At 70.8% G+C, this 18,282-nt stretch carries 19 protein-coding genes; 12 read left to right on the top strand and 7 right to left on the bottom strand.

Going from position 1 to position 18,282, the window contains the following annotated elements; all coding sequences use genetic code 11:
• Positions 1-106 precede the first annotated feature (106 nt).
• Positions 107-1,621: a CYTH and CHAD domain-containing protein gene (locus ABIE21_RS13450; RefSeq protein WP_354025340.1), complete on the top strand. Its 1,515-nt coding sequence runs from the start codon at positions 107-109 to the stop codon at positions 1,619-1,621.
• Positions 1,622-1,766: 145 nt separating this feature from the next.
• Here the strand turns inward: ABIE21_RS13450 and ABIE21_RS13445 are convergent, their stop codons facing one another.
• Positions 1,767-2,234: a VOC family protein gene (locus ABIE21_RS13445; protein WP_354025339.1), complete on the bottom strand. Its 468-nt coding sequence runs from the start codon at positions 2,232-2,234 to the stop codon at positions 1,767-1,769.
• A 101-nt stretch (positions 2,235-2,335) separates the two neighbouring features.
• On the opposite strand from ABIE21_RS13445, the gene ABIE21_RS13440 reads away from it, so the two are divergent.
• The gene (locus tag ABIE21_RS13440) at positions 2,336-3,313 is read left to right on the top strand and encodes a helix-turn-helix transcriptional regulator (RefSeq protein WP_354025338.1); all 978 of its coding nucleotides are present in this window, start codon (positions 2,336-2,338) and stop codon (positions 3,311-3,313) included.
• Here the strand turns inward: ABIE21_RS13440 and ABIE21_RS13435 are convergent.
• Positions 3,310-4,173 carry a LysR substrate-binding domain-containing protein gene (locus ABIE21_RS13435; RefSeq protein WP_354025337.1) on the bottom strand — a complete coding sequence of 288 codons (864 nt, stop codon included), beginning with the start codon at positions 4,171-4,173 and terminating at the stop codon, positions 3,310-3,312. The two genes, ABIE21_RS13440 and ABIE21_RS13435, sit on opposite strands and share 4 nt — an antisense overlap.
• A gap of 125 nt (positions 4,174-4,298) precedes the next feature.
• On the opposite strand from ABIE21_RS13435, the gene ABIE21_RS13430 reads away from it, so the two are divergent.
• From ABIE21_RS13430 to ABIE21_RS13415, 4 genes are all read left to right on the top strand, one after another.
• Positions 4,299-5,576 (top strand): MFS transporter, encoded by a 1,278-nt coding sequence (locus ABIE21_RS13430; RefSeq protein ID WP_354025336.1) that lies wholly within the window; start codon positions 4,299-4,301, stop codon positions 5,574-5,576.
• A gap of 30 nt (positions 5,577-5,606) precedes the next feature.
• On the top strand, positions 5,607-6,530 hold the full coding sequence (locus ABIE21_RS13425; protein ID WP_354025335.1) for a methyltransferase family protein: 924 nt from the start codon (positions 5,607-5,609) through the stop codon (positions 6,528-6,530).
• A 94-nt stretch (positions 6,531-6,624) separates the two neighbouring features.
• Complete coding sequence (locus ABIE21_RS13420; RefSeq protein ID WP_354025334.1) at positions 6,625-7,605, top strand: diacylglycerol/lipid kinase family protein; 981 nt, start codon at positions 6,625-6,627, stop codon at positions 7,603-7,605.
• Positions 7,602-8,285, top strand: a complete 684-nt coding sequence (locus ABIE21_RS13415) for an esterase/lipase family protein (RefSeq protein ID WP_354025333.1) — start codon at positions 7,602-7,604, stop codon at positions 8,283-8,285. Before ABIE21_RS13420 ends, ABIE21_RS13415 begins: the two co-directional genes overlap by 4 nt.
• Here ABIE21_RS13415 and ABIE21_RS13410 read toward each other — a convergent pair.
• The 3 genes from ABIE21_RS13410 to ABIE21_RS13400 are packed head-to-tail and all read right to left on the bottom strand — an operon-like array spanning position 8,248 to position 10,213.
• Positions 8,248-8,946, bottom strand: coding sequence for an alpha/beta fold hydrolase (locus tag ABIE21_RS13410; RefSeq protein ID WP_354025332.1), 699 nt, complete (start codon positions 8,944-8,946; stop codon positions 8,248-8,250). The two genes, ABIE21_RS13415 and ABIE21_RS13410, sit on opposite strands and share 38 nt — an antisense overlap.
• Positions 8,943-9,161, bottom strand: a complete 219-nt coding sequence (locus ABIE21_RS13405) for a CDGSH iron-sulfur domain-containing protein (protein ID WP_354025331.1) — start codon at positions 9,159-9,161, stop codon at positions 8,943-8,945. Before ABIE21_RS13405 ends, ABIE21_RS13410 begins: the two co-directional genes overlap by 4 nt.
• Positions 9,158-10,213 carry an iron-containing redox enzyme family protein gene (locus ABIE21_RS13400; protein WP_354025330.1) on the bottom strand — a complete coding sequence of 352 codons (1,056 nt, stop codon included), beginning with the start codon at positions 10,211-10,213 and terminating at the stop codon, positions 9,158-9,160. Before ABIE21_RS13400 ends, ABIE21_RS13405 begins: the two co-directional genes overlap by 4 nt.
• A 123-nt stretch (positions 10,214-10,336) precedes the next feature.
• Here ABIE21_RS13400 and ABIE21_RS13395 point away from each other — a divergent pair, with 123 nt between their 5' ends.
• The 3 genes from ABIE21_RS13395 (at position 10,337) to alr (ending at position 13,235) form a co-directional block, all read left to right on the top strand.
• On the top strand, positions 10,337-10,561 hold the full coding sequence (locus ABIE21_RS13395) for a YkvA family protein (protein WP_354025329.1): 225 nt from the start codon (positions 10,337-10,339) through the stop codon (positions 10,559-10,561).
• A gap of 146 nt (positions 10,562-10,707) precedes the next feature.
• Positions 10,708-12,108 (top strand): UDP-N-acetylmuramoyl-tripeptide--D-alanyl-D-alanine ligase, encoded by a 1,401-nt coding sequence (locus tag ABIE21_RS13390; protein WP_354025328.1) that lies wholly within the window; start codon positions 10,708-10,710, stop codon positions 12,106-12,108.
• On the top strand, positions 12,105-13,235 hold the full coding sequence (gene alr / locus ABIE21_RS13385) for an alanine racemase (RefSeq protein WP_354025327.1): 1,131 nt from the start codon (positions 12,105-12,107) through the stop codon (positions 13,233-13,235). Before ABIE21_RS13390 ends, alr begins: the two co-directional genes overlap by 4 nt.
• Here alr and ABIE21_RS13380 read toward each other — a convergent pair.
• Both ABIE21_RS13380 and ABIE21_RS13375 read right to left on the bottom strand, forming a co-directional pair.
• Positions 13,225-14,286 (bottom strand): acyltransferase family protein, encoded by a 1,062-nt coding sequence (locus tag ABIE21_RS13380; RefSeq protein WP_354025326.1) that lies wholly within the window; start codon positions 14,284-14,286, stop codon positions 13,225-13,227. The genes alr and ABIE21_RS13380 overlap by 11 nt on opposite strands.
• The gene (locus tag ABIE21_RS13375; protein ID WP_354025325.1) at positions 14,283-15,254 is read right to left on the bottom strand and encodes a D-alanine--D-alanine ligase family protein; all 972 of its coding nucleotides are present in this window, start codon (positions 15,252-15,254) and stop codon (positions 14,283-14,285) included. Before ABIE21_RS13375 ends, ABIE21_RS13380 begins: the two co-directional genes overlap by 4 nt.
• A gap of 109 nt (positions 15,255-15,363) precedes the next feature.
• Between ABIE21_RS13375 and ABIE21_RS13370 the strand changes: the two genes are divergently transcribed.
• The 3 genes from ABIE21_RS13370 to ABIE21_RS13360 are packed head-to-tail and all read left to right on the top strand — an operon-like array spanning position 15,364 to position 18,273.
• Positions 15,364-16,641, top strand: coding sequence for an MFS transporter (locus ABIE21_RS13370; protein ID WP_354025324.1), 1,278 nt, complete (start codon positions 15,364-15,366; stop codon positions 16,639-16,641).
• A 43-nt stretch (positions 16,642-16,684) separates the two neighbouring features.
• Positions 16,685-17,383, top strand: coding sequence for a MerR family transcriptional regulator (locus tag ABIE21_RS13365; protein WP_354025323.1), 699 nt, complete (start codon positions 16,685-16,687; stop codon positions 17,381-17,383).
• Positions 17,380-18,273 carry an NAD-dependent epimerase/dehydratase family protein gene (locus ABIE21_RS13360; protein ID WP_354025322.1) on the top strand — a complete coding sequence of 298 codons (894 nt, stop codon included), beginning with the start codon at positions 17,380-17,382 and terminating at the stop codon, positions 18,271-18,273. Before ABIE21_RS13365 ends, ABIE21_RS13360 begins: the two co-directional genes overlap by 4 nt.
• The last annotated feature ends 9 nt before the right edge of the window (positions 18,274-18,282 follow it).

The following is an 18,282-nucleotide window of genomic DNA, read 5'->3' as shown; positions in this document are numbered from 1 at the left end:
CGTGCGCACCAGTATATGTAGACACCGTCAACATGTCGAGTGTTCGAGCGGTCGCTTTTTCGGCGCCTGTAGGCATCGCCCACCCGCAGGGGGTAGAACGGACTGCATGACGATGACCACGCAGACCGAGATCGAGCGTAAGTACGACGTCGACGAGAAGGCGGCCGTGCCCGACCTGAGCGAGATAGCACGGGTCGAACAGGCCGGAGAGGCGGAGCTCGAGGCACAGTACTTCGACACCGAAGGCGGCGATCTCGCCGCCCACCGCATCGTGCTTCGCCGGAGGCGCGGCGGCAGCGACGAGGGCTGGCACATCAAGGTCCCGGCAGACGAGGGGCGCACCGAGCTGCACTGGCCGGTCACCGACGCCGACGCTCCGCCCTCCGAGGTCGTCGATCGTGTCCGGTCACGCGTGCGGGGGAGAGAGCTCGGCGTGATCGCGACGCTGCGGACCCACCGAACCCTCACCCACCTGTTCACCGAAGCGGGGGAGCCGCTGCTCGAAGTGGCAGACGACACCGTCTCCGCGACCGACGCGACGACGGGCGTGCTGCGGCTGTGGCGCGAGTGGGAGGTCGAGCTGCTCGCCGGCGCTCCCGATTCGGAGCGGGAGCGCACCGAGCTGCTCGACGCGGTCGAGGAGAAGCTTCTCGCGGCCGGCGCTGTGCCCTCGGCGAGCAAGTCGAAGCTCGCGTCGGCGCTCGGCCGGACCGAGCTCGACGGCGGACGGTCCGATAGCGAACCGGTAGAGCTCGACAAGTCGACACCCGCCCAGGCGGTGCTGCTCGCGGCAGTCGCGGGGCTGGTCGACGACCTCGTGCGCATCGACCCGCTGGTCAGGGCGGACGAGCACGACTCCGTGCACCAGCTGCGCACACGCATCCGGCGCCTGCGCAGCCTGTTCGCCACCTACCGCACGGTCTTCGACCGGGAGGTCACCGATCCGCTGCGCGACCGGCTGCAGGAGGTCGGCACCGCGCTCGGCGAGGCTCGCGACGCTGAGGTGATGCGCGACAGGGCGCGCACCCTGCTCGACGACTACGAGCCGCTGTCCGACGGGCTGGACGAACGGCTGCGCGGGCCGCTGACCGAGCGGTACCGGGCCGCCCACGGGCGCGCGGTCTCCGTGCTCTCGGGCGACGGCTGGCTGGGGCTGCTCGACGAACTCGACGGGTTCGTGGCCCGCCCCGCGATCGCCTCGGGTTCGATGGAGCCGATCTCAGACGCCGTCCCGCCCGCTCTGCGCAAGGACCTGCGCCGCGTGCTGAAGCGGGCGAAGGCCGCGAACCGCGCCGACTCCGACGACGACCGCCTCCCGCTGCTGCACGAGGTCCGCAAGGCGGCGAAGCGGCTGCGCTACGCCGCCGAGGCGGTCAGCCAGGGCGACGCGGGGGTGTTCGGAAAGAAGACCCGCAAGCTCGCCGGCGCGGCGGAGGCGGTGCACGACCTTCTGGGCGAGCACCGCGACAGCGTGATGATGCAACGGCATCTGCGCGACACGGCGGGCAGGGGCGCGGCGGCCTTCGATCACGGAGTGCTCCACGAGGTGGAGCGCCACGGCGCGGCGTTGTGTCTCGTCGACTACGACGCCGCCCTGGCCGAGCTGCGGTCGCTCCGGTAGCGACGGTGGGTCGCCCTACGCTAAACCCATGACGTCCGAGCCATCCGCACGGGCAGAGCAAGGGAGCCGACGCCACCACGTTCGCGGTCGCTCTGGTCGAGCCGCTGTGCGGATGCCGCGAGGCGCCGCGGCTGCGGAGTAGGAGCTACTCCGCGCTGTAGGCGGCCGCGACGTCGAGGATCCAGGTCACGCCGAAGCTGTCGGTGAGCATGCCGAAGCCCGGGCTCCATGCGGATGCTGCGAGGGGTTCGACGATGGATGCGCCGACCGAGAGGCCGGCCCAGTATCCCTCCACCTCGTGGAGGGTCTCGCCGCGCACGGAGACGAAGAACGGCTGGTCGGTGACGGTGGTCCCGTTCTCGCGACGCGTCGAACCGGCGGAGGCCGCCGAACCGTCCGACTGCCCCGGAATGTCATAGGCCATGACCCGGAAGCCCTCGGCCGTCTCCACCTGGCCGAAGACGACGTTCTCGGCGCCGGGGACGCCGGCGGGCATGCCGAAATCGCCGTAGGTCGCGATGGCGACCTCGCCGCCGAAGACCGACTGGTAGAACTCCAGGGCCGCACGGGCGTCGCCGCGGAAGTTCAGGTGGGTGGTGGTGGTGATGCTCATATCTACTCCTTGTGAGAACGTCGTCGGGGCTTTTCCCGACAGAACAAGACTCATGGGCGTCTAGGACAGCATCAGTCCTAGACTCGAACTATTGTCGAGGGATGACGACCACCACCTCGCGATTGCTCAGCCTGCTGTCGCTGCTGCAGGCGCGCCGGGACTGGCCGGGCCCTGTGCTGGCCGAGAGGCTCGAGATCAGCCACCGCACGGTGCGTCGCGATGTCGACCGGCTCCGGGAGATGGGCTACAGCATCCGGGCCACGATGGGGCCCGACGGCGGATACCGCCTCGATGCGGGAGCCGAGCTTCCGCCGCTGTTGTTCGACGACGACCAGGTCATCGCCCTGGCGATCGCACTGCAGTCGGCCGCGTCGGCGGGCGCCGGCGTCGAGGAGGCCGCACTGCGCGCCCTCACCACGGTGCGGCAGGTCATGCCGTCCAGGCTGCGCCATCGTCTCGACGCCCTGCGGTTCTCGACCATTCCGGCCGGCCAGGGCGCATCCGTCGACCCGGCGACGCCGGAGGTGCTGATCGCGCTGTCGACTGCCGTCCGGGCCCGGGAGGTGCTCCGGTTCGAGTACGCGAGCCCGTCGGCCGTCGGGGGAAAGCCACGCCCGCCCCGCCGCGTCGAGCCGCACCGCCTCGTGACCTCCAATGGACGCTGGTATCTCGTCGCCTGGGACCTCGACAAAGACGACTGGCGCGTCTTCCGCGCCGACCGGGTCACGCCGCGAACCCCGACCGGACCCCGGTTCACGCCGCGCGAACTGCCCGGGGGGAGCGTGCGCGACTTCGTCTCGGCCCGCTTCAAGGGGTCAGGCAGGGCCGACGTGTGGCCGTGCGTCGGCACAGTCGTGCTGCACCTGCCGGCCGCCGCTGTGACACCGTTCGCGGGCGACGGAACGGTCGAGGAGCTCGGCCCCGACCGGTGCCGTTACGAGTCCGGATCGTGGTCGTGGACGGCGCTCGCCGCATCGCTCGGCAGGTTCGACGCGGAGATCGAGGTGGTGGGGCCGCCCGAGCTCTCCGAGGCGTTCGGCCGGCTGGCCGAGCGTTACGCGACGGCGGCCTCGAGTTAGACCAGCGACCGTTGCATGATCGCCGCCGACAGGGCGGCTACCGGTTCCGCGGGTGCGAGCGGGTTCGACAGCAGGGTGAAACGCACCTGGCCGAGGTCGGGCAGGTCGAAGCGCCTGCTCACCTTGACGAGGTCGTCGGGAATGAGCGTGTGCGGATACACCGCGACCCCGAGTCCGGCGCGCACCGCCGCGAGCACGCCGTTGACCTCGCGGGTGTTGCAGCCGATGCGCCAGGTGCGGCCGCCGGCCTCGAGGGCCTCGATCGCGAGCCGCCGGCTGATGCTCGGCGACTTGTACATGACCAGCGGCACCGGCTCGTCCGCTTCGAGCAGGGTCTTCTCCTGCGCCATCCACACCATCTCGTCGGTGCGCACCACAGTGCCGACGTCGGTCGACGCGGGGTCTGTGGCCTCGGGAAACTGCTTGATGAAGATGAGGTCGAGCTGCCCGGCCTTGAGGCGCCGGTGCAGAACGCCGCTCTGGTTGACCACGAGCTCGAGCGAGATGTGCGGGTACGACTGGCGGAAGTGCCTGAGGATGCGCGGAAGCTGTGTCGTGGCGAGATCGTCGGCGGCCCCGAACCGTAGGCGGCCGCGTGTGGCCGACCCGCTGAAGTAGCTCGAGGCCGAAGCGTGGGCGGCGAGGATCGTGCGCGCGAAGCCGGCCATGGCGTCGCCGTTGTCGGTCAGGCGCACCTCGCGGGTGTCGCGGGCGACGAGCTGGCGCCCGGCGGCGACCTCGAGCTTGCGGATCTGCTGGCTCACGGTCGGTTGGCTGAGCCCGAGTTGCGCCGCAGCGCCGGTGAAGCTGCGCGTCTCGGCCACGGCGAGGAAAGTCTGCAGCAGCACAGGGTCGAACATCGCGGCCTCTCATTCGAAAACGTAATACCAGTTATACCCGCAATTGACTATCCCGATCAGTGTCGCGCTGACTACCGTCGTAAGGGCCGCCACTCTCCGGCATACGCAACCGATCCAGGACATACGTGACCACCGCGACAAGCGCCGGCTACCCGCCGACAGAACCACTCACCCAGCTCACCTCCCCGCCTCCCTGGAAGCAGACCTTCGCCTCTCTCCAGGTGCGCAACTTCCGCATCTTCGCCGTCTCCAACCTGATCGCCATGACCGCGCTGTGGATGCAGCGCATCGCGCAAGACTGGCTCGTGCTCGAGCTCTCCGGCAGCGTCACGGCCGTCGGCATCACCGTGGCGCTGCAATTCGCCCCCATGCTCCTCTTCGGCCTCGTCGGAGGCGTGATCGTCGACCGCTATCCCAAGCGCACCCTGCTGATGCTCTGCCAGTCGGTCGCCGTGCTCACCAGCGCGGCCCTCGCCGCCCTCGTGCTCACCGAGAGGGTCGAGGTCTGGCACATCTACGTGGCCGCCCTCGTGCTCGGCTTCGTCACCGTCGTCGACAACCCCGCCCGGCAGTCGTTCACGGGCGAGATGGTCGGGCCCTTCCACCTGCGCAACGCCATCAGCGTCAACTCGTCGACCTTCCAGCTCGGCGCGCTCGTCGGCCCGGCCCTCAGCGGGGCCCTGCTCGTCGCCGTCGGCGCCGGCTGGTCGTTCGCCATCAACGCGCTCGCCTGCGCGTTCGTCGTCGTCAGCCTCGGACGACTGCGCACCAGCGAGCTGTTCCGCACCCCCTCGATGCCGCGCGCACGCGGCCAGCTGCGGGCGGGCATCCGCTATGTCTCGTCGAAGCCGGCCATCCTCTACACGATCATCATCATGGGCTTCCTCGCCGTGTTCGGCCAGAACCTGCCGGTGATCCTCTCGGCGTATGCGAAAGACGAGTTCGGCGTCGGCGCCGCCGGCTACGGCCTGTTCAACACGGTCGTCGCGGTCGGCGCGCTCGCCGGAGCGCTGCTGTCGACCCGGCGACGCGGGTTCAGCCTGCGCGCGATCGTCGTGACCGCACTCTGCTACTCGCTCGTGCAGACCGCGAGCGGGCTCATGCCGACCGAGGAGACCCTCGCCGTGGCGCTCGTCGCGGTCGGGCTGGCCTGGCTGCTGTTCATCACGGCGGCGAACTCGCTCGTGCAGCTGTCGTCGAACACGGGCGTGCGCGGCCGCGTGATGGCGCTCTACGTGCTCGTGCTGCTCGGCGGCCAGTCGATCGGCGGGCCTGCCATGGGTTTCGTCGTCGAACACCTCGGCGCGCCCGCGGGCATGCTCATCGCCGGCGGCGTGCCGTTCGTCGCGGTGAGCGTCATCGCCGTCGTGCTCGCCCGGCGCGGACTTCTGGCCAGGCACTAGCCGGCCGCCGCTCGGTGCTATCGTTCGGGCATGAACCGGGGCCGCGTCTACTTCGCAGCGCAGGCCCTGGCCGGAGCCGTCTGGTGGATCGCGGTGGCGCTGTCGCCCTTTGTGCGCGAGGCCACGCTCGGCGGCCTCGATCCCGTTGTCGTCGCGACGTTCGACGTGCCGCTGTTCGTCGTCGCCTCGGCCGCCGCCGCTGCGGGGGTCCGAGCGGCCGCGTGGGTCGCCACGGGCTGGACCATTCTCGTGGCGCTGGGCCTCGCGGCCTACGCGACGGTCACGACCGAGGCCGGGTGGGGCGTTCTCGCCATGGCCGCGGCGGCCGGCGGCTCCGTCGCAGCCCTCTGCCTCCTGCTGGTCGGACGGGTGCCGACGGCGTGGCTCGCCTCGGGGCCGTTCGCCTTCCGCCCCGCCATGCCGCGCAGCAACTCGGCGGCGCACCTCGCCTCCTCCCTCGGGCAGATCGTCGTTTTCTGGGGTTTCTTCCTCGTGGTCGTCCCGCTCGTCGTGGCGTTTCTCGAGCAGCGCTGGGCGGTCGCCCTGCCCACACCGTGGCCCGTCGGCATCGCCGTCGCCGGAATCACGCTGCTGGCGCTCGCCAGCGCGCTCGGGTTCTGGGCGGCGTTCTCGATGTCGGTGCTCGGCGACGGCACGCCGCTTCCCGCGGCCATGGCGAATCGGCTCGTCGTCGCGGGTCCCTACCGCCTGATCCGCAATCCGATGGCCGTCTCCGGCATCGCCCAGGGCGTAGCGGTGGGCCTGCTCATGTCGTCCTGGCTCGTGGTCGTGTACGCGCTGCTCGGCTCGTTGCTGTGGAACTACGCCATCAGGCCGCTCGAGGAGGCCGACCTCGACGAGCGGTTCGGCGACGAGTACCGCCGCTACCGCGACTCGGTGCGCTGCTGGATCCCCGGAGCCCCGAAGCCGCGAGCGGTTCCGGCAGCGGTCTGACGGGGTCTGATGGTGGAAAACCCGACACGATAACCGATCCGGCGTCGCGGCACCATGCCCGACGATCATCGGCCGTCGCCCGTACGATTGCGCCGTGACGAACACGACTACCAAGACCGCAGCGGTCATCTACAACCCGATCAAGGTCGACCTCGACGCCCTGCGCGCGGCGGTCGACACGGAGGCCGCGGCGGCCGGCTGGGGCGAGACGCTCTGGCTCGAGACCTCGGTCGACGACGTCGGGCAGGAGGTCACCCGCGAGGCGCTGGCCCAGAGTGTCGACCTCGTGGTCGCGGCGGGCGGCGACGGCACCGTGCGCGCCGTGCTCGAGGCCGTGCGCGGACACGATGTCGCGGTGGCGCTGCTCCCCTCCGGCACCGGCAACCTGCTCGCCCGCAATCTCAAGATGACACTCAACGACATGCCGGGCAGCGTGCGTCTCGCCTTCACCGGGGAGACTCGCGACATCGACCTCGGGATGATCCGGATCGAACGTGAAGACGGAACCCGCGACGAGCACGCCTTCGTCGTGATGGCCGGGCTCGGACTCGACGCGAAGATGATCGCCAACACCGACGAAGACCTGAAGGCGAAGGCCGGATGGGCCGCCTACGTCAAGGCGATCGCCGCGTCGCTGCGGGATCCCCACGAACTCCACCTCCGTTTCCGCCTCGACGACGGGCCCGCGCGACGCACCACGGTGCACACCCTGATCATCGGCAACTGCGGCTCGCTGCCCGCCAACATCCTCCTGATGCCCGACGCGGTCGTCGACGACGGCCTGTTCGACCTCATGATGACGCGACCGGGCGGACTGCTCGGCTGGATCCGCGTCTGGCTGAAGGTCGCCTGGACCAACGGGGTCGTCCGCCGCACGAAGGCCGGAAAGGCGCTCGCCGGCGAGCACAAGAACGACGGCGACCTGAGCTACGAGACCGGCACGAGCATCGTCGCGCGGCTGACGAGGCCGGAGGAGATCGAACTCGACGGCGACGGCTTCGGCAAGGCCGCGGCGTTCAAGGCGTGGATCGAACCGCGATCGATCAAAGTCATGATTCCCGCCACAGACGGATGACCCGCGCGGCGGGCGTTCTCCGCAAGCTCGCGTGGTGGGCTGCCGACTACGCCTACGCCGCGATCTGGCAGCTGCGCAGCTTCGCGAACCGAACCGATCCCGCCACCTTCCAGACGGGGGTGGGCACCCCGATCGTGGTGATCCCCGGCATCTGGGAGTCGTGGAAGTTCATGCAGCCGCTCATCACGAGCCTGCACGACCGTGGGCACCCGGTGCATGTCGTCCAGCTGCTGCGGCACAACGGCAGACCGGTCGTCGATGCCGCGGGCCACGTCGACGACTACCTCGAACAGCACGCGCTCGACGACGTCCTGCTCGTGGCGCACAGCAAGGGCGGGTTGATCGGCAAGTACGTGATGGTGAACGGGCGGTCGGCGCCCCGACTGCGCGGGATGGTCGCCGTAGCGGCGCCGTTCAACGGTTCGTTCTACGCACGGTTCATGGTGCTGCCCAGCCTGCGCATCTTCTCCCCCCGCAACATGGTGATCCGCGCGCTGACGCAGGATCTGCGGGCCAACTCGCGCATCGTCTCGGTGTTCGGGCAGTTCGACCCCCACATCCCGGGCGGCAGCAGACTCGACGGCGCGAAGAACGTGCGGCTCGACACCGGCGGTCACTTCCGGGTGCTGGCGCACCCCCGGGTCATAGCGGAGATCGCTCAGATGGCCGAGCGACCGTGACGAACTCGACGATCGCGGCGGCGGTGGCGGCCGGATCGGCGTGAACCACATTGTGCCGGTTTTTCGCGATGTGCACGACCGACCCGTCGTGCGTGCGCTCGCTGAGCGACTCGCACCACGCAGCATCCGCGATCGGGTCGTTCTGCCCACGGATGATGAGCACCGGATGCCGCACGTCCTCGATCGCGAGGTACGTCGGGTAGGCGAGCATCGCGCCGGTCTCGGTGAAGTACCAGCGCGGACCGCAGCGGAGGTAGTCGCGCACCACCATCAGCTGTGTCGCCGGCGGCTCGAGCGCGGAGTCGCGCAGTAGGACGAGCCCCTGCGCGACGAGAGAGCGCTTCTTCTCGTCGACGACCGGCCCGACCAGCACGACGTGCGTCACGGCGTCGGGGTCCTGGCGGGCCAGCTCGACGGCGAATTGGGCGCCCATGGAATGGCCGACGACCACCACCGGCCCGGCATCCCGGGTCTGCAGCTCGTGGCGGATCGCCGCGGCGTAGTCCTCGACGCTCATCCGGCGCGAGGGGCGGGGCGTCGAGCCGAACCCCGGCAGGTCGAAGTTGATGACCCGGCCGTGGCGCGACAGGTGCGCCTCGAGCCCTATGAACGCGCGGTGCGACAGGCCGATGCCGTGCAGGAGGAGGTAGGTCGGTGTCACTCTCCGTCGCCCGACCTGAAGCCCACCAGTTTGTGGGTGCCGTCACAGAACGGCTTGATCGCCGAGACGCCGCACCGGCACAGGGCGACGGTCTTGCGGCCGCTCGGCAGCACCTCGCCGTCGACCGACAGGATCTCGAAGTCTCCGCGCACGATCAGCGGGCCGTCGGTGTACGGGGTGATGGTGGCGCCGTCGCCGGCGATCTCGGCGCTCACGGGGTGCCCGAGCGTAGCGACGAACGATCGGCGGTCCACGAGTCGAGGATGTGCGCCCCGGCCCAGCCGTCGACGACGAGGCAGGCGGCGGCGCCGAAGAGGATATCGGGGAGCAGCGCGGGTTCGTCTTCGGCCAGTGCGCCGGCGAGATCATTGGCCGCGATCTGCTCGTGCACCGCATCCGCGGCGACGTGCTCGTCGAAGTAGGCGGTGACCCCGACGCCGTATCCGAGGCGCCGGAACCCGTTCGCGTACATCGCGTTCGGGATCGACGACGTCATCTCGAAGGCGGCGAGGTGCCCGACGATCGCGCCGAGGAGGCGTCGGTTCAGCCCGAACATCGACATGACGTTGAGCGAGGCGAGGGTGATGGCCGGCACCTCGTCGACGTAGCGCCCGTAGCGGCGGTCGAGCCCGAACTCCTCCATCGTCGTGGCGAAGATCTCCGAGTGCATCCGCGCCGGTCGCCCGCCGCCGTATTCGTCGGCCTGGATCTCGACCAGGGCGGCCTTCGCACGCCCGGTCAACCGGGGGATCGCCCACGAGTGCGGGTCGGCCTCGCGCAGTGTGTAGACCGAGCGTTGGATGAGGAACTCGCCCAGCTGCTCCCGCGTCGCCTTCTTCGCGATGTAGCGCGACAGGCTCGGGCCGGAGTCGGCGGAGGTGAGCTCCGACAGCGCCCGCGCCACGGCGACGCGCGTCGGCCGGGGCAGCGGCGGCACCGCGACCGTCGCCCGCAGCTCGTCCTCGAAGGCGCGCTCGAGCACACGTCGCGCGGCCACGAGCGCTGGATGCCACTCCCAGTCCGCCGATACGGCGGGGAAGGAGCCGTAGTGGAGGCCGTAGAGGATGAAGAGGCTGAGCTGCACGTCGTCGTCGCGGACGACCGACGACGCCGCAGCCACGGCCGCCTCCGCGACGGGGGAGAGGTCGAGGCCCTGTGCGGAGTCGTCAGGGCCCTGCGACAGGATCGCGGTCAACCGGGTGCTGAGGGGCCCGCGTGCCTCCATGGGGAACGCGGTCACGGCGAGGTCATGCTGGAGAACGCTCATGGATAAATTGTCCCAAGCCAGTTCAGACGCCGCAGAGCATTGAAAGTGAGACGCTTCTGTGCTGTGGCCGACGCAAGCGCTGAGGGGTTGTATCCGGCGAAGCGATGATCGATACTCGATGGCATGAGTCGTGGTCGGAGGAATGTCGCAGCCGTGCTGGTTGCCGCCGCCGCGGTGCTCTACGGGCTCTCCCCGCTCGACGTGATCCCCGAACTGCTCACCGGTCCGCTGGGTCTCACCGACGACCTCGCCGTCTGGCTCGGTTCCGCGGTCGCGGTGTGGAAGCTCCTCAGCGGTCGCGAACCGCGCTCCGGCGACGCCACCCCGCCGCCCTCGCCGACACGCTAGCCACAGCGCCCTAGGCAATATCCGTCGCTCGGATGACGGTGCGTGCGCCTGACGGGCGACTCGCTCAGCCGACGGAGTTTCTAACGTCGAAGTGCGACGATCGGCGAGCCACGCTCCCGGTCGTCAGCCACGACCACAGGAGCCCCATGATCAGCCTCACCCTTCGCGAGATCGCCACCATCGTGAACGGCCGCCTCGCGCCCACCGCACCGCGAGACGCCACGGTCGGCGGGTCGGTGGAGACGGACTCCCGTCTCGTCACTCCCGGTTCGATCTTCTTCGCGATGCCCGGCGGGGAGGCCGACGGGCACGACTACATCCCGCAGGCGATCGCCAACGGGGCAGCGCTCGTCATCGCCGCGCGGGCGGCAGACGCGGCGGTGCCCGTGATCGTCGTCGGCGACGGGGTCGCCGCGCTCGCCGACCTCGCCCGTGCGGTCGTCGCCCGGGTTCGTGCCCGCGGCACCCTGCGCGTGGTCGCCGTCACCGGTTCGAACGGCAAGACCACGACGAAGAACATGCTGCGTGCGATCCTCGGTGCCCAGGGCCGCACGGTCGCTCCCGAGGCATCCTTCAACAACCACGTCGGCGCACCCATCTCGATGCTGCGGGTCGACGAGTCCACCCGCTATCTCATCGTCGAGATGGGGGCCAGCCACACCGGCGAGATCGCCCACCTCGTGTCGATCGCCCGCCCCGACATCGGCATCGTGCTCGCCGTCGGCCGCGCGCACGTCGGCGAGTTCGGCGGAATCGACGTGATCGCACGGGCCAAGGCCGAGATGGTCGTCGAACTGCCGGAGACCGCCACAGCCATCCTCAACTCCGACGACCGCCGGGTCGCCGGCATGGCGGGGCAGACCGCAGCCGGCGTGCGCTGGTTCGGACGCGGCGAGGGCAGCGGGCTGCGCGCCTGGAACGTCGTCTCCACCCTCGCCGGCACCGCGTTCGACCTCGTGATCGACGGCCGCATCGTCGCGGTGCGGCTGCGGATCGTCGGGCAGCACCACGCCATGAACGCGCTCGCCGCGCTCTCGGCGGCGCAGGTGCTGGGCATCGACACCGACGAGGCGGTCGCCGCTCTCGAGGCCATGCCCAGGGCGGAGAGGTGGCGGATGGAACTGCTCAGGTCTCCGGCCGGTGCGGTGATCATCAACGACGCGTACAACGCGAGCCCCGAGTCGGCCTCGGCCGCTCTGCACGCCCTCGTCGCGGTGCGCCCCGCCGGGTCGCGCTCGGTCGCGGTTCTCGGCGAGATGACCGAGCTCGGGGCGAGCGCCGACGAGGAGCACGCCGCGATCGGCGCGCTGGTGAACCGGCTCGGCATCCACCGCCTCGTCGTCGTCGGCGAGCGGGCCAAGGGCATCCACAGCGCGGTCACCGCCACAGACGGCTGGGCGGGAACGGCCGACTTCGTGCCCACGGCAGACGCCGCCTTCGGGCTGCTCGAGGCCGAACTCGGCCCCGACGACGTCGTGCTGGTCAAGTCGTCGAAGTCGGCGAACCTACGCTTTCTCGGGGATCGGCTCGCCGGGATCGCCCAGTGAGCCCCGTCGCCCTGGCCGCGCGCCGGGCGCTCGCGACCCGTAGCGTCGACCACGCCGCGATCGCGCACAACGTGCGCACCCTGCTCGCCGCCAGCGGGCGCCCCGTCATGGCGGTGGTCAAGGCGAACGGCTTCGGCCACGGTGCCCGGGAGGTCGCCGCGACGGCGCTCGCCGCCGGTGCGACCTGGCTGGGCGTGGCGACCGTAGACGAGGCCGTCGACCTGCGCGCCGGCGGTTTCGCCTGCCCGGTGTTCGCCTGGCTGATCGACCCGTGGAGCGATCTGGAGTCGGCGATCACGCACGGCATCACGCTCTCCTGCTCCAATGTGGAGACCCTCGGCGCGATCGCCCAGACGGCCCGCCGCTCGGGACTCGTCGCACGCGTGCACCTCGAGCTCGACACGGGCATGGCCCGCGGCGGCGCGACCCCCGCCGCCTGGCCGGGCCTGTGTCTGGCCGCGCGTGACGCCGAGCAGGCGGGCTCCGTCACAGTCGACGGAGTCTGGTCGCACCTCGCTCTCGCCAGCGTGCCCGGCGCGCACAGCGTGGCGCATCCGCTGTCCGTGCTCCGCGCCGGCGCCGCGGTCGCGACGGCCGCCGGGCTCAGCCCCGCGCACGTGCACATCGCGAACTCGGCCGGGGCGCTCGCCCACCCCGACACCGCACTGACCATGGTGCGCGCCGGAGCGGCCGTGTACGGCATCGAGACCGTCGACGGCGAGACGCACGGGCTGCGCCCGGCCCTGCGGGTGACCTCGCGGGTCACCCAGCTGCGCGACGTGGCCGCCGGAACCGGCGTGGGCTACCACCACTCCTACCGGGTCGCGGCGACGTCACGGCTCGCGCTGGTGCCCATCGGCTACGGCGACGGCGTGCCGCGCGCCCTCAGCCGGAGCGGACGCGTGGTGATCGACGGGCGATCGTTCCCGATCCGCGGCGCCATCTCGATGGACCAGCTCATGGTCGAGGTCGACGCCGGGGTGCGGCTCGGCGACGAGGTCGTGTTGATCGGCGCGAACCCGGGGGAGCCGACCGTGACCGAGTGGGCGACGCTGGCCGGCACGATCCCGCACGAGGTGCTCACCGGCTTCGGCTCCCGTGTGGCCCTCGACCACCTCAGGGCATGAACCCTGCTCGCCGAACGACCGTGTCGGCCGAACGTCGGGCGCGCCAGCCGGCGACCGGGCGCTCGACGAACAGCCAGCTGAGGGCGGCCGCCGCCACCGTGAGCGGCAGCGCGACGAGACCGCCGAGCCACGGTGCGTCGAGCGGCTCGAATGCGGCCCGCAGCCACAGTGTCAGCGGGTAGTTCCACAGGTACGCCGCGTACGACACGGTGCCCAGCAGGACGAGGGGGCGCAGCCATGCCGGCACGACGGGCCACGACGACCACCGCAGCATGAGCGCCGCCGCGAGAACCGCGACGAGCGGGCCGACGACGAGGTAGGTCCAGACGTGGCCGCGCACCGGCAGCACGCTCAGCGCGACGAGCCCCACGAGGGCGACCGGGGTGACCCACGCGCCGACGTGTATGGTTCCGCGCCAGTACCGGGAGGCGGCGCCGATGACGAAGCACACCACCCACGACGTGGGCAGCGCGTAGGCGAGATCGGGGTGCGGGTCGAGCCAGACGAGGCTCGCGACGCACACACCGATGCCCGCCACTGCCGCCAGGGCGACGGCCCACGCGGTGCGGCCGCGCCGGGCCGCGAAGAGGAGGAGTGCCGGCCAGAGCAGGTAGAACTGCTCCTCGGTGGCGAGGGTCCACAGATGGAAGATGGCGTCGCTGCCGCCCGCGAACGGCAGGTTGGCGGTCCAGGTGAGCGCGACCGCGACGCTGCGCGGCAGCAGTTCGACGTCGTCCAGCGGGTCGAAGACCAGGGTCACCGCGGCGAAGGCGGCGACGAGAACCAGCAGCGCCGGCACGAGGCGCAGGGCGCGGTTGGCGTAGAACCGCCGCAGTCGCACCGTGCCCGAGCGCTCGAACTCGTCGACGAGGAGCCCGGTGATGAGGTGCCCGCTGAGCGAGAAGAACATGACGACGCCGACCACGCCCGCGCCGGCGAACTGCTCGGGCAGAGCGTGCCGCAGCAGCACCAGCCCGACCGCGACGCCGCGGAGGAGGTCGATGCCCTGAATCCGTGCGCCGACCCGTCCGCCGTTCCGTGCGCCGCTCACCGGTGGGAGGCGAGCACGTCGTCGATGAGCGTGTTGACGAGCTCGACGTACGAGACTCCCACCGCGGCGAACATGCGCGGCACCTGTGACAGGTCGGTCATGCCCGGCATCGTGTTGACCTCGTTGAGCACTATGCCGTTCGCGGTCACGAAGAAGTCCACGCGCGCCACCCCGGCGCACCCGACCGCGTCGTAGACCGCGACGGCGGCGCGCTCCAGCTGGGTGACGGTCTCGGGCGGCAGCGCCGCCGGCACGCGGAAGTCCGCGCTGCCGTCGTACTTGGTCTCCAGGTCGAACAGGCCGTCGCGCACCACGATCTCGAGCGGCGCGCCGACGCGGCGCGTTCCGTCCGCCCGGCCGAGCACGGCGATGTCGATCTCCCGTCCGACGAGTAGCTGCTCGACCAGGACCCGGTCGTCGAAACGCAGGGCCTCGTCGATGGCCGACTTCAGCAGCGCTGGATCGTCGACGAGGGAGACGCCGAAGCTGGAGCCGGATGCGACGGGCTTGACGACGACGGGCGTCGCCATCGTCGTCGTCGTGCGGCCGCGCTCGAGCAGTTCGCCGCGGGCGGTGGCCACGCCGACCGCGGCGGCGACCAGCTTCGTCGTCCACTTGTCCATTGCGACGGCTCCCGCCCTGACGCCCGACCCGACGTAGGGGACCCCGGCGAGCTCGAGCAGGGCGGCGATCGTGCCGTCCTCGCCGCGCGGGCCGTGCAGAACCGGGAACGCCGCGCTGCACGACTGCAGCACGTCGATCGCCTGCCCGAACGTACGCGGTTCGCCGTTCTCGCTCCAGTGCCCGTCGCGCCCGATGGTCAGGTCGACGACGTCGAAGCGCAACGCGTCGACTGCCCTGCGCACGGATGCCGCAGACGCGAGGGACACGTCGTGCTCCGAACTCTCGCCGCCTCCGACGACGGCGATCCGTGGGCGGGTGTGAGACGGTGATGCGGACGATTCCATTGCATCCACGCTAGGCAGATGTCGAGCCGCCCTCGTCATCCTGCCGGGTGACAACCGCCGACCGGAGGATGAGATTCGGGCGTCGGCTTCGCTGTTACGGTCGTTAACCGTGACCCCGACCCCGACTCCGACGCGTTCGCCGCGCCCATCCGAGACCGCCCGCCGTGCCCGCATCGGCGTCGCGGTGCTGTTTTTCACGAACGGCGCGATCTTCGCCAACCTGCTGCCGCGCTACCCGGAGGTCATGCAGAACCTCGACGTCAGCAACGCCGCATTCGGCCTGGCCGTCGCCGCGTTCCCCCTCGGCGCGCTGCTCGCCGGGCTCAGCGCCGGCACGCTCGTGCGTCGCTTCCGTTCCTCCCGCGTCGCCGTGGTCGCCACCTTCCTCACCGCGGTCGGCATCCTGGTCGCCGGCGCCGGCCAGTCGTGGGCGGTGCTCGCCGCCGGCCTGTTCGTCGCCGGCGCCATGGACTCGATCACCGACGTGGCGCAGAACTCGCACGGGCTGCGGGTGCAACGGCTCTACGGGCGCTCCATCCTCAACTCCTTCCATGCCATCTGGAGCATCGGCGCGGTGGTCGGCGGCCTGCTGGGCGCGGGTGCCGCCCAGCTCGGCATCCCGATCACGCTGCACCTGCTGGGGTCGCTCGTGCTCTTCACCGTTCTCGCCGCGGTGTCCTACCGGTTGCTCCTCCCGGGCGCCGAACCGGCGGAGGTAGAGGCGGCGCCCGTCGAGGCGCCCGCATCCCGTCGCGCGGGGTTCGCGACGTCGCTCGCCAAGTACGGGGTGCTCGCCGCCCTCGTCATCATCGCCTCGGCCGGGGCGATCGTCGAGGACTCGGGGGCGTCGTGGGCAGCCATCTACCTCTCCGGCTCGCTGGGGGCGTCCGCCTTCCTCGCCGGCACCGGCTTCGTCGCACTGCAGGGCATGCAGTTCGTCGGTCGCATCTTCGGCGACGGGCTCGTCGACCGCTTCGGCCAGCGCGCGGTGGCGCGCACCGGCGGTGTGGTCGTCTTCGTCGGCATGGGCGTCGCGCTGGCCTTCCCCTCGATGGCGGGCACGATCGTCGGATTCGGGCTCGCAGGCCTGGGCGTCTCGACCCTCATCCCCGCCGCGATGCAGGCTGCCGACGAGCTGCCCGGCTTCCGCGCCGGCACCGGTCTCACGATCGTGAGCTGGCTCCTGCGGGTGGGATTCCTCGTGTCGCCGCCGATCGTCGGTGCGATCGCCGACAGCTCGGCGCTGCGTTTCGGCCTGCTGATCGTGCCCGTCGCGGGGCTGCTCGTGGTCGTCTTCGCGGGTGTGTTGGCGGGCCGCAGGGCGCCGGCCTCCGGCGAGCAGGAATGTGCGGATGACCCGGAGCTGCACAGCGCCATCGCTCGTTAGCGCGCGCTGGTAGTTTGACTATTAGTAGTGCTACTATCAGTTCGTGAAGATCTCCGAAGCCGCGCGAGACGGCGGCGTTACCGTCTCGACGTTCAAGTACTACCTGCGTGAGGGGCTCGTGCCGGAGGGCACGCGCCTGTCGGGCAACCAGACCGCCTACGCCGACGAGCACGTGCAGCGGGTTCGGCTCGTGCGGGCCCTGCTCGAGACCGGCGGGCTGTCGATCGAGCAGGCAAAGGCCGTCGTGTCGACGATCGACTCCCCGGACGACTCGCTCGCGGTGACCTTCGAAGCGGCGCAGCACTCCCTCGCGGGCACTGGCTCGACGACGCCGCCGTCGAGCGGGTCGCTGGCGCGCGTGGAGGCGCTCGCCGCGGCGCAGCGGTGGAAGTCGGTCGGCGCAAACCCCGGCACCGATGTCGCCGCGCGAGTGCTCGACGGCCTGGCCGCCATCGGCTTCGACCCCTCCGACGAATATCTGACGGCCTACGCCTCCGCAGCCACCACCGTCGCCCGCGCCGACCTCGCCGCCCTCACGACGCGCAGCCGACCCGACCTCGTCGCCGAGCTCATGGTGGTCGGCACGGTGCTCGGCGACTCGCTTCTCGCCGGACTGCGTCGCCTCGCCCACGAGAGCGTGACGAGCGAATTCTTCCCAGAACCCGCGCCAGAGCCCGAACCCATGACAGAGCCCGAACCCATCACAGGGCCCGAACCAATCACAAAGACGGACCCATCATGAGCAGCAACCACGTTGTACTCGGGGCGACCGGCGTCGTCGGCCGCGAGACGGTGAACGCCCTGACCGCAGCGGGCCTCCCGGTGACGGGGGTCTCTCGCTCGACCGCCGACCTGCGCGACTCCGCGGCGGTCGCCGAGGTGCTCGACGGCGCCTCGGTCGCCTACCTCACGGTGGGCCTGCCGTACGCGCTGAAGACCTGGCAGGCCGACTGGCCGCGGGTGGTGCGCGCCACGATCGACGGATGCCTCGCAGGCGGCACGCACCTCGTCTATTTCGACAACGTCTATGCCTACGGGGCATCCGAGGGCCCGATGACCGAGTCGACGCCGGTTGGTCCGAGCAGCAGGAAGGGTGAGCTGCGCGCCTCGCTGCTCACCATGCTCGACGAGGCCCGCGACCGCGGACTCGAGGTCACCGTCGGCCGCAGCGCAGACTTCTACGGCCCCGGCGCGGGGACGAGCGTGTTCAACTCCTTCGCGATCGACAGGATCAGGGCGGGCAAGAAGCCCACCTGGCTCTTCGACGCCCATCTGCCGCACTCGATGACCTACACGCCCGACATCGGCCGCGCGCTCGCCGTTCTCGGAACCGAGATCGACGCGCGAGGGGGCGTGTGGCACCTGCCCACCGCGCCCGCGCTTACCGGCGCCGAGTACCTCGAACTGGCCGGCGCACAGAAGTACGCGGTGATGAGCGCCACCACGATGCGCATCGGCGCGCTGTTCAACGGTGCGGCGCGGGAGGCACTCGAGATGGCGTACCAGAACACGGCACCGTACATCTTCGACTCGTCGGCCTTCGAACGGGAGTTCGGCGTCGGGCCCACCCCGTATGCAGAGGGCATCGCCGCGACGTTGGTGCACGGGTCATCCGCCCCCACGCCCCGCTGACCCTGCTGT

Origin of the sequence: Conyzicola nivalis (genome assembly GCF_040548875.1) — a bacterium.
In the GTDB taxonomy this organism is placed as follows: domain Bacteria; phylum Actinomycetota; class Actinomycetes; order Actinomycetales; family Microbacteriaceae; genus Conyzicola; species Conyzicola nivalis_A.
Note: the sequence above shows the minus strand (reverse complement) of the source record. Positions and strands in the feature narration are given on the sequence as shown.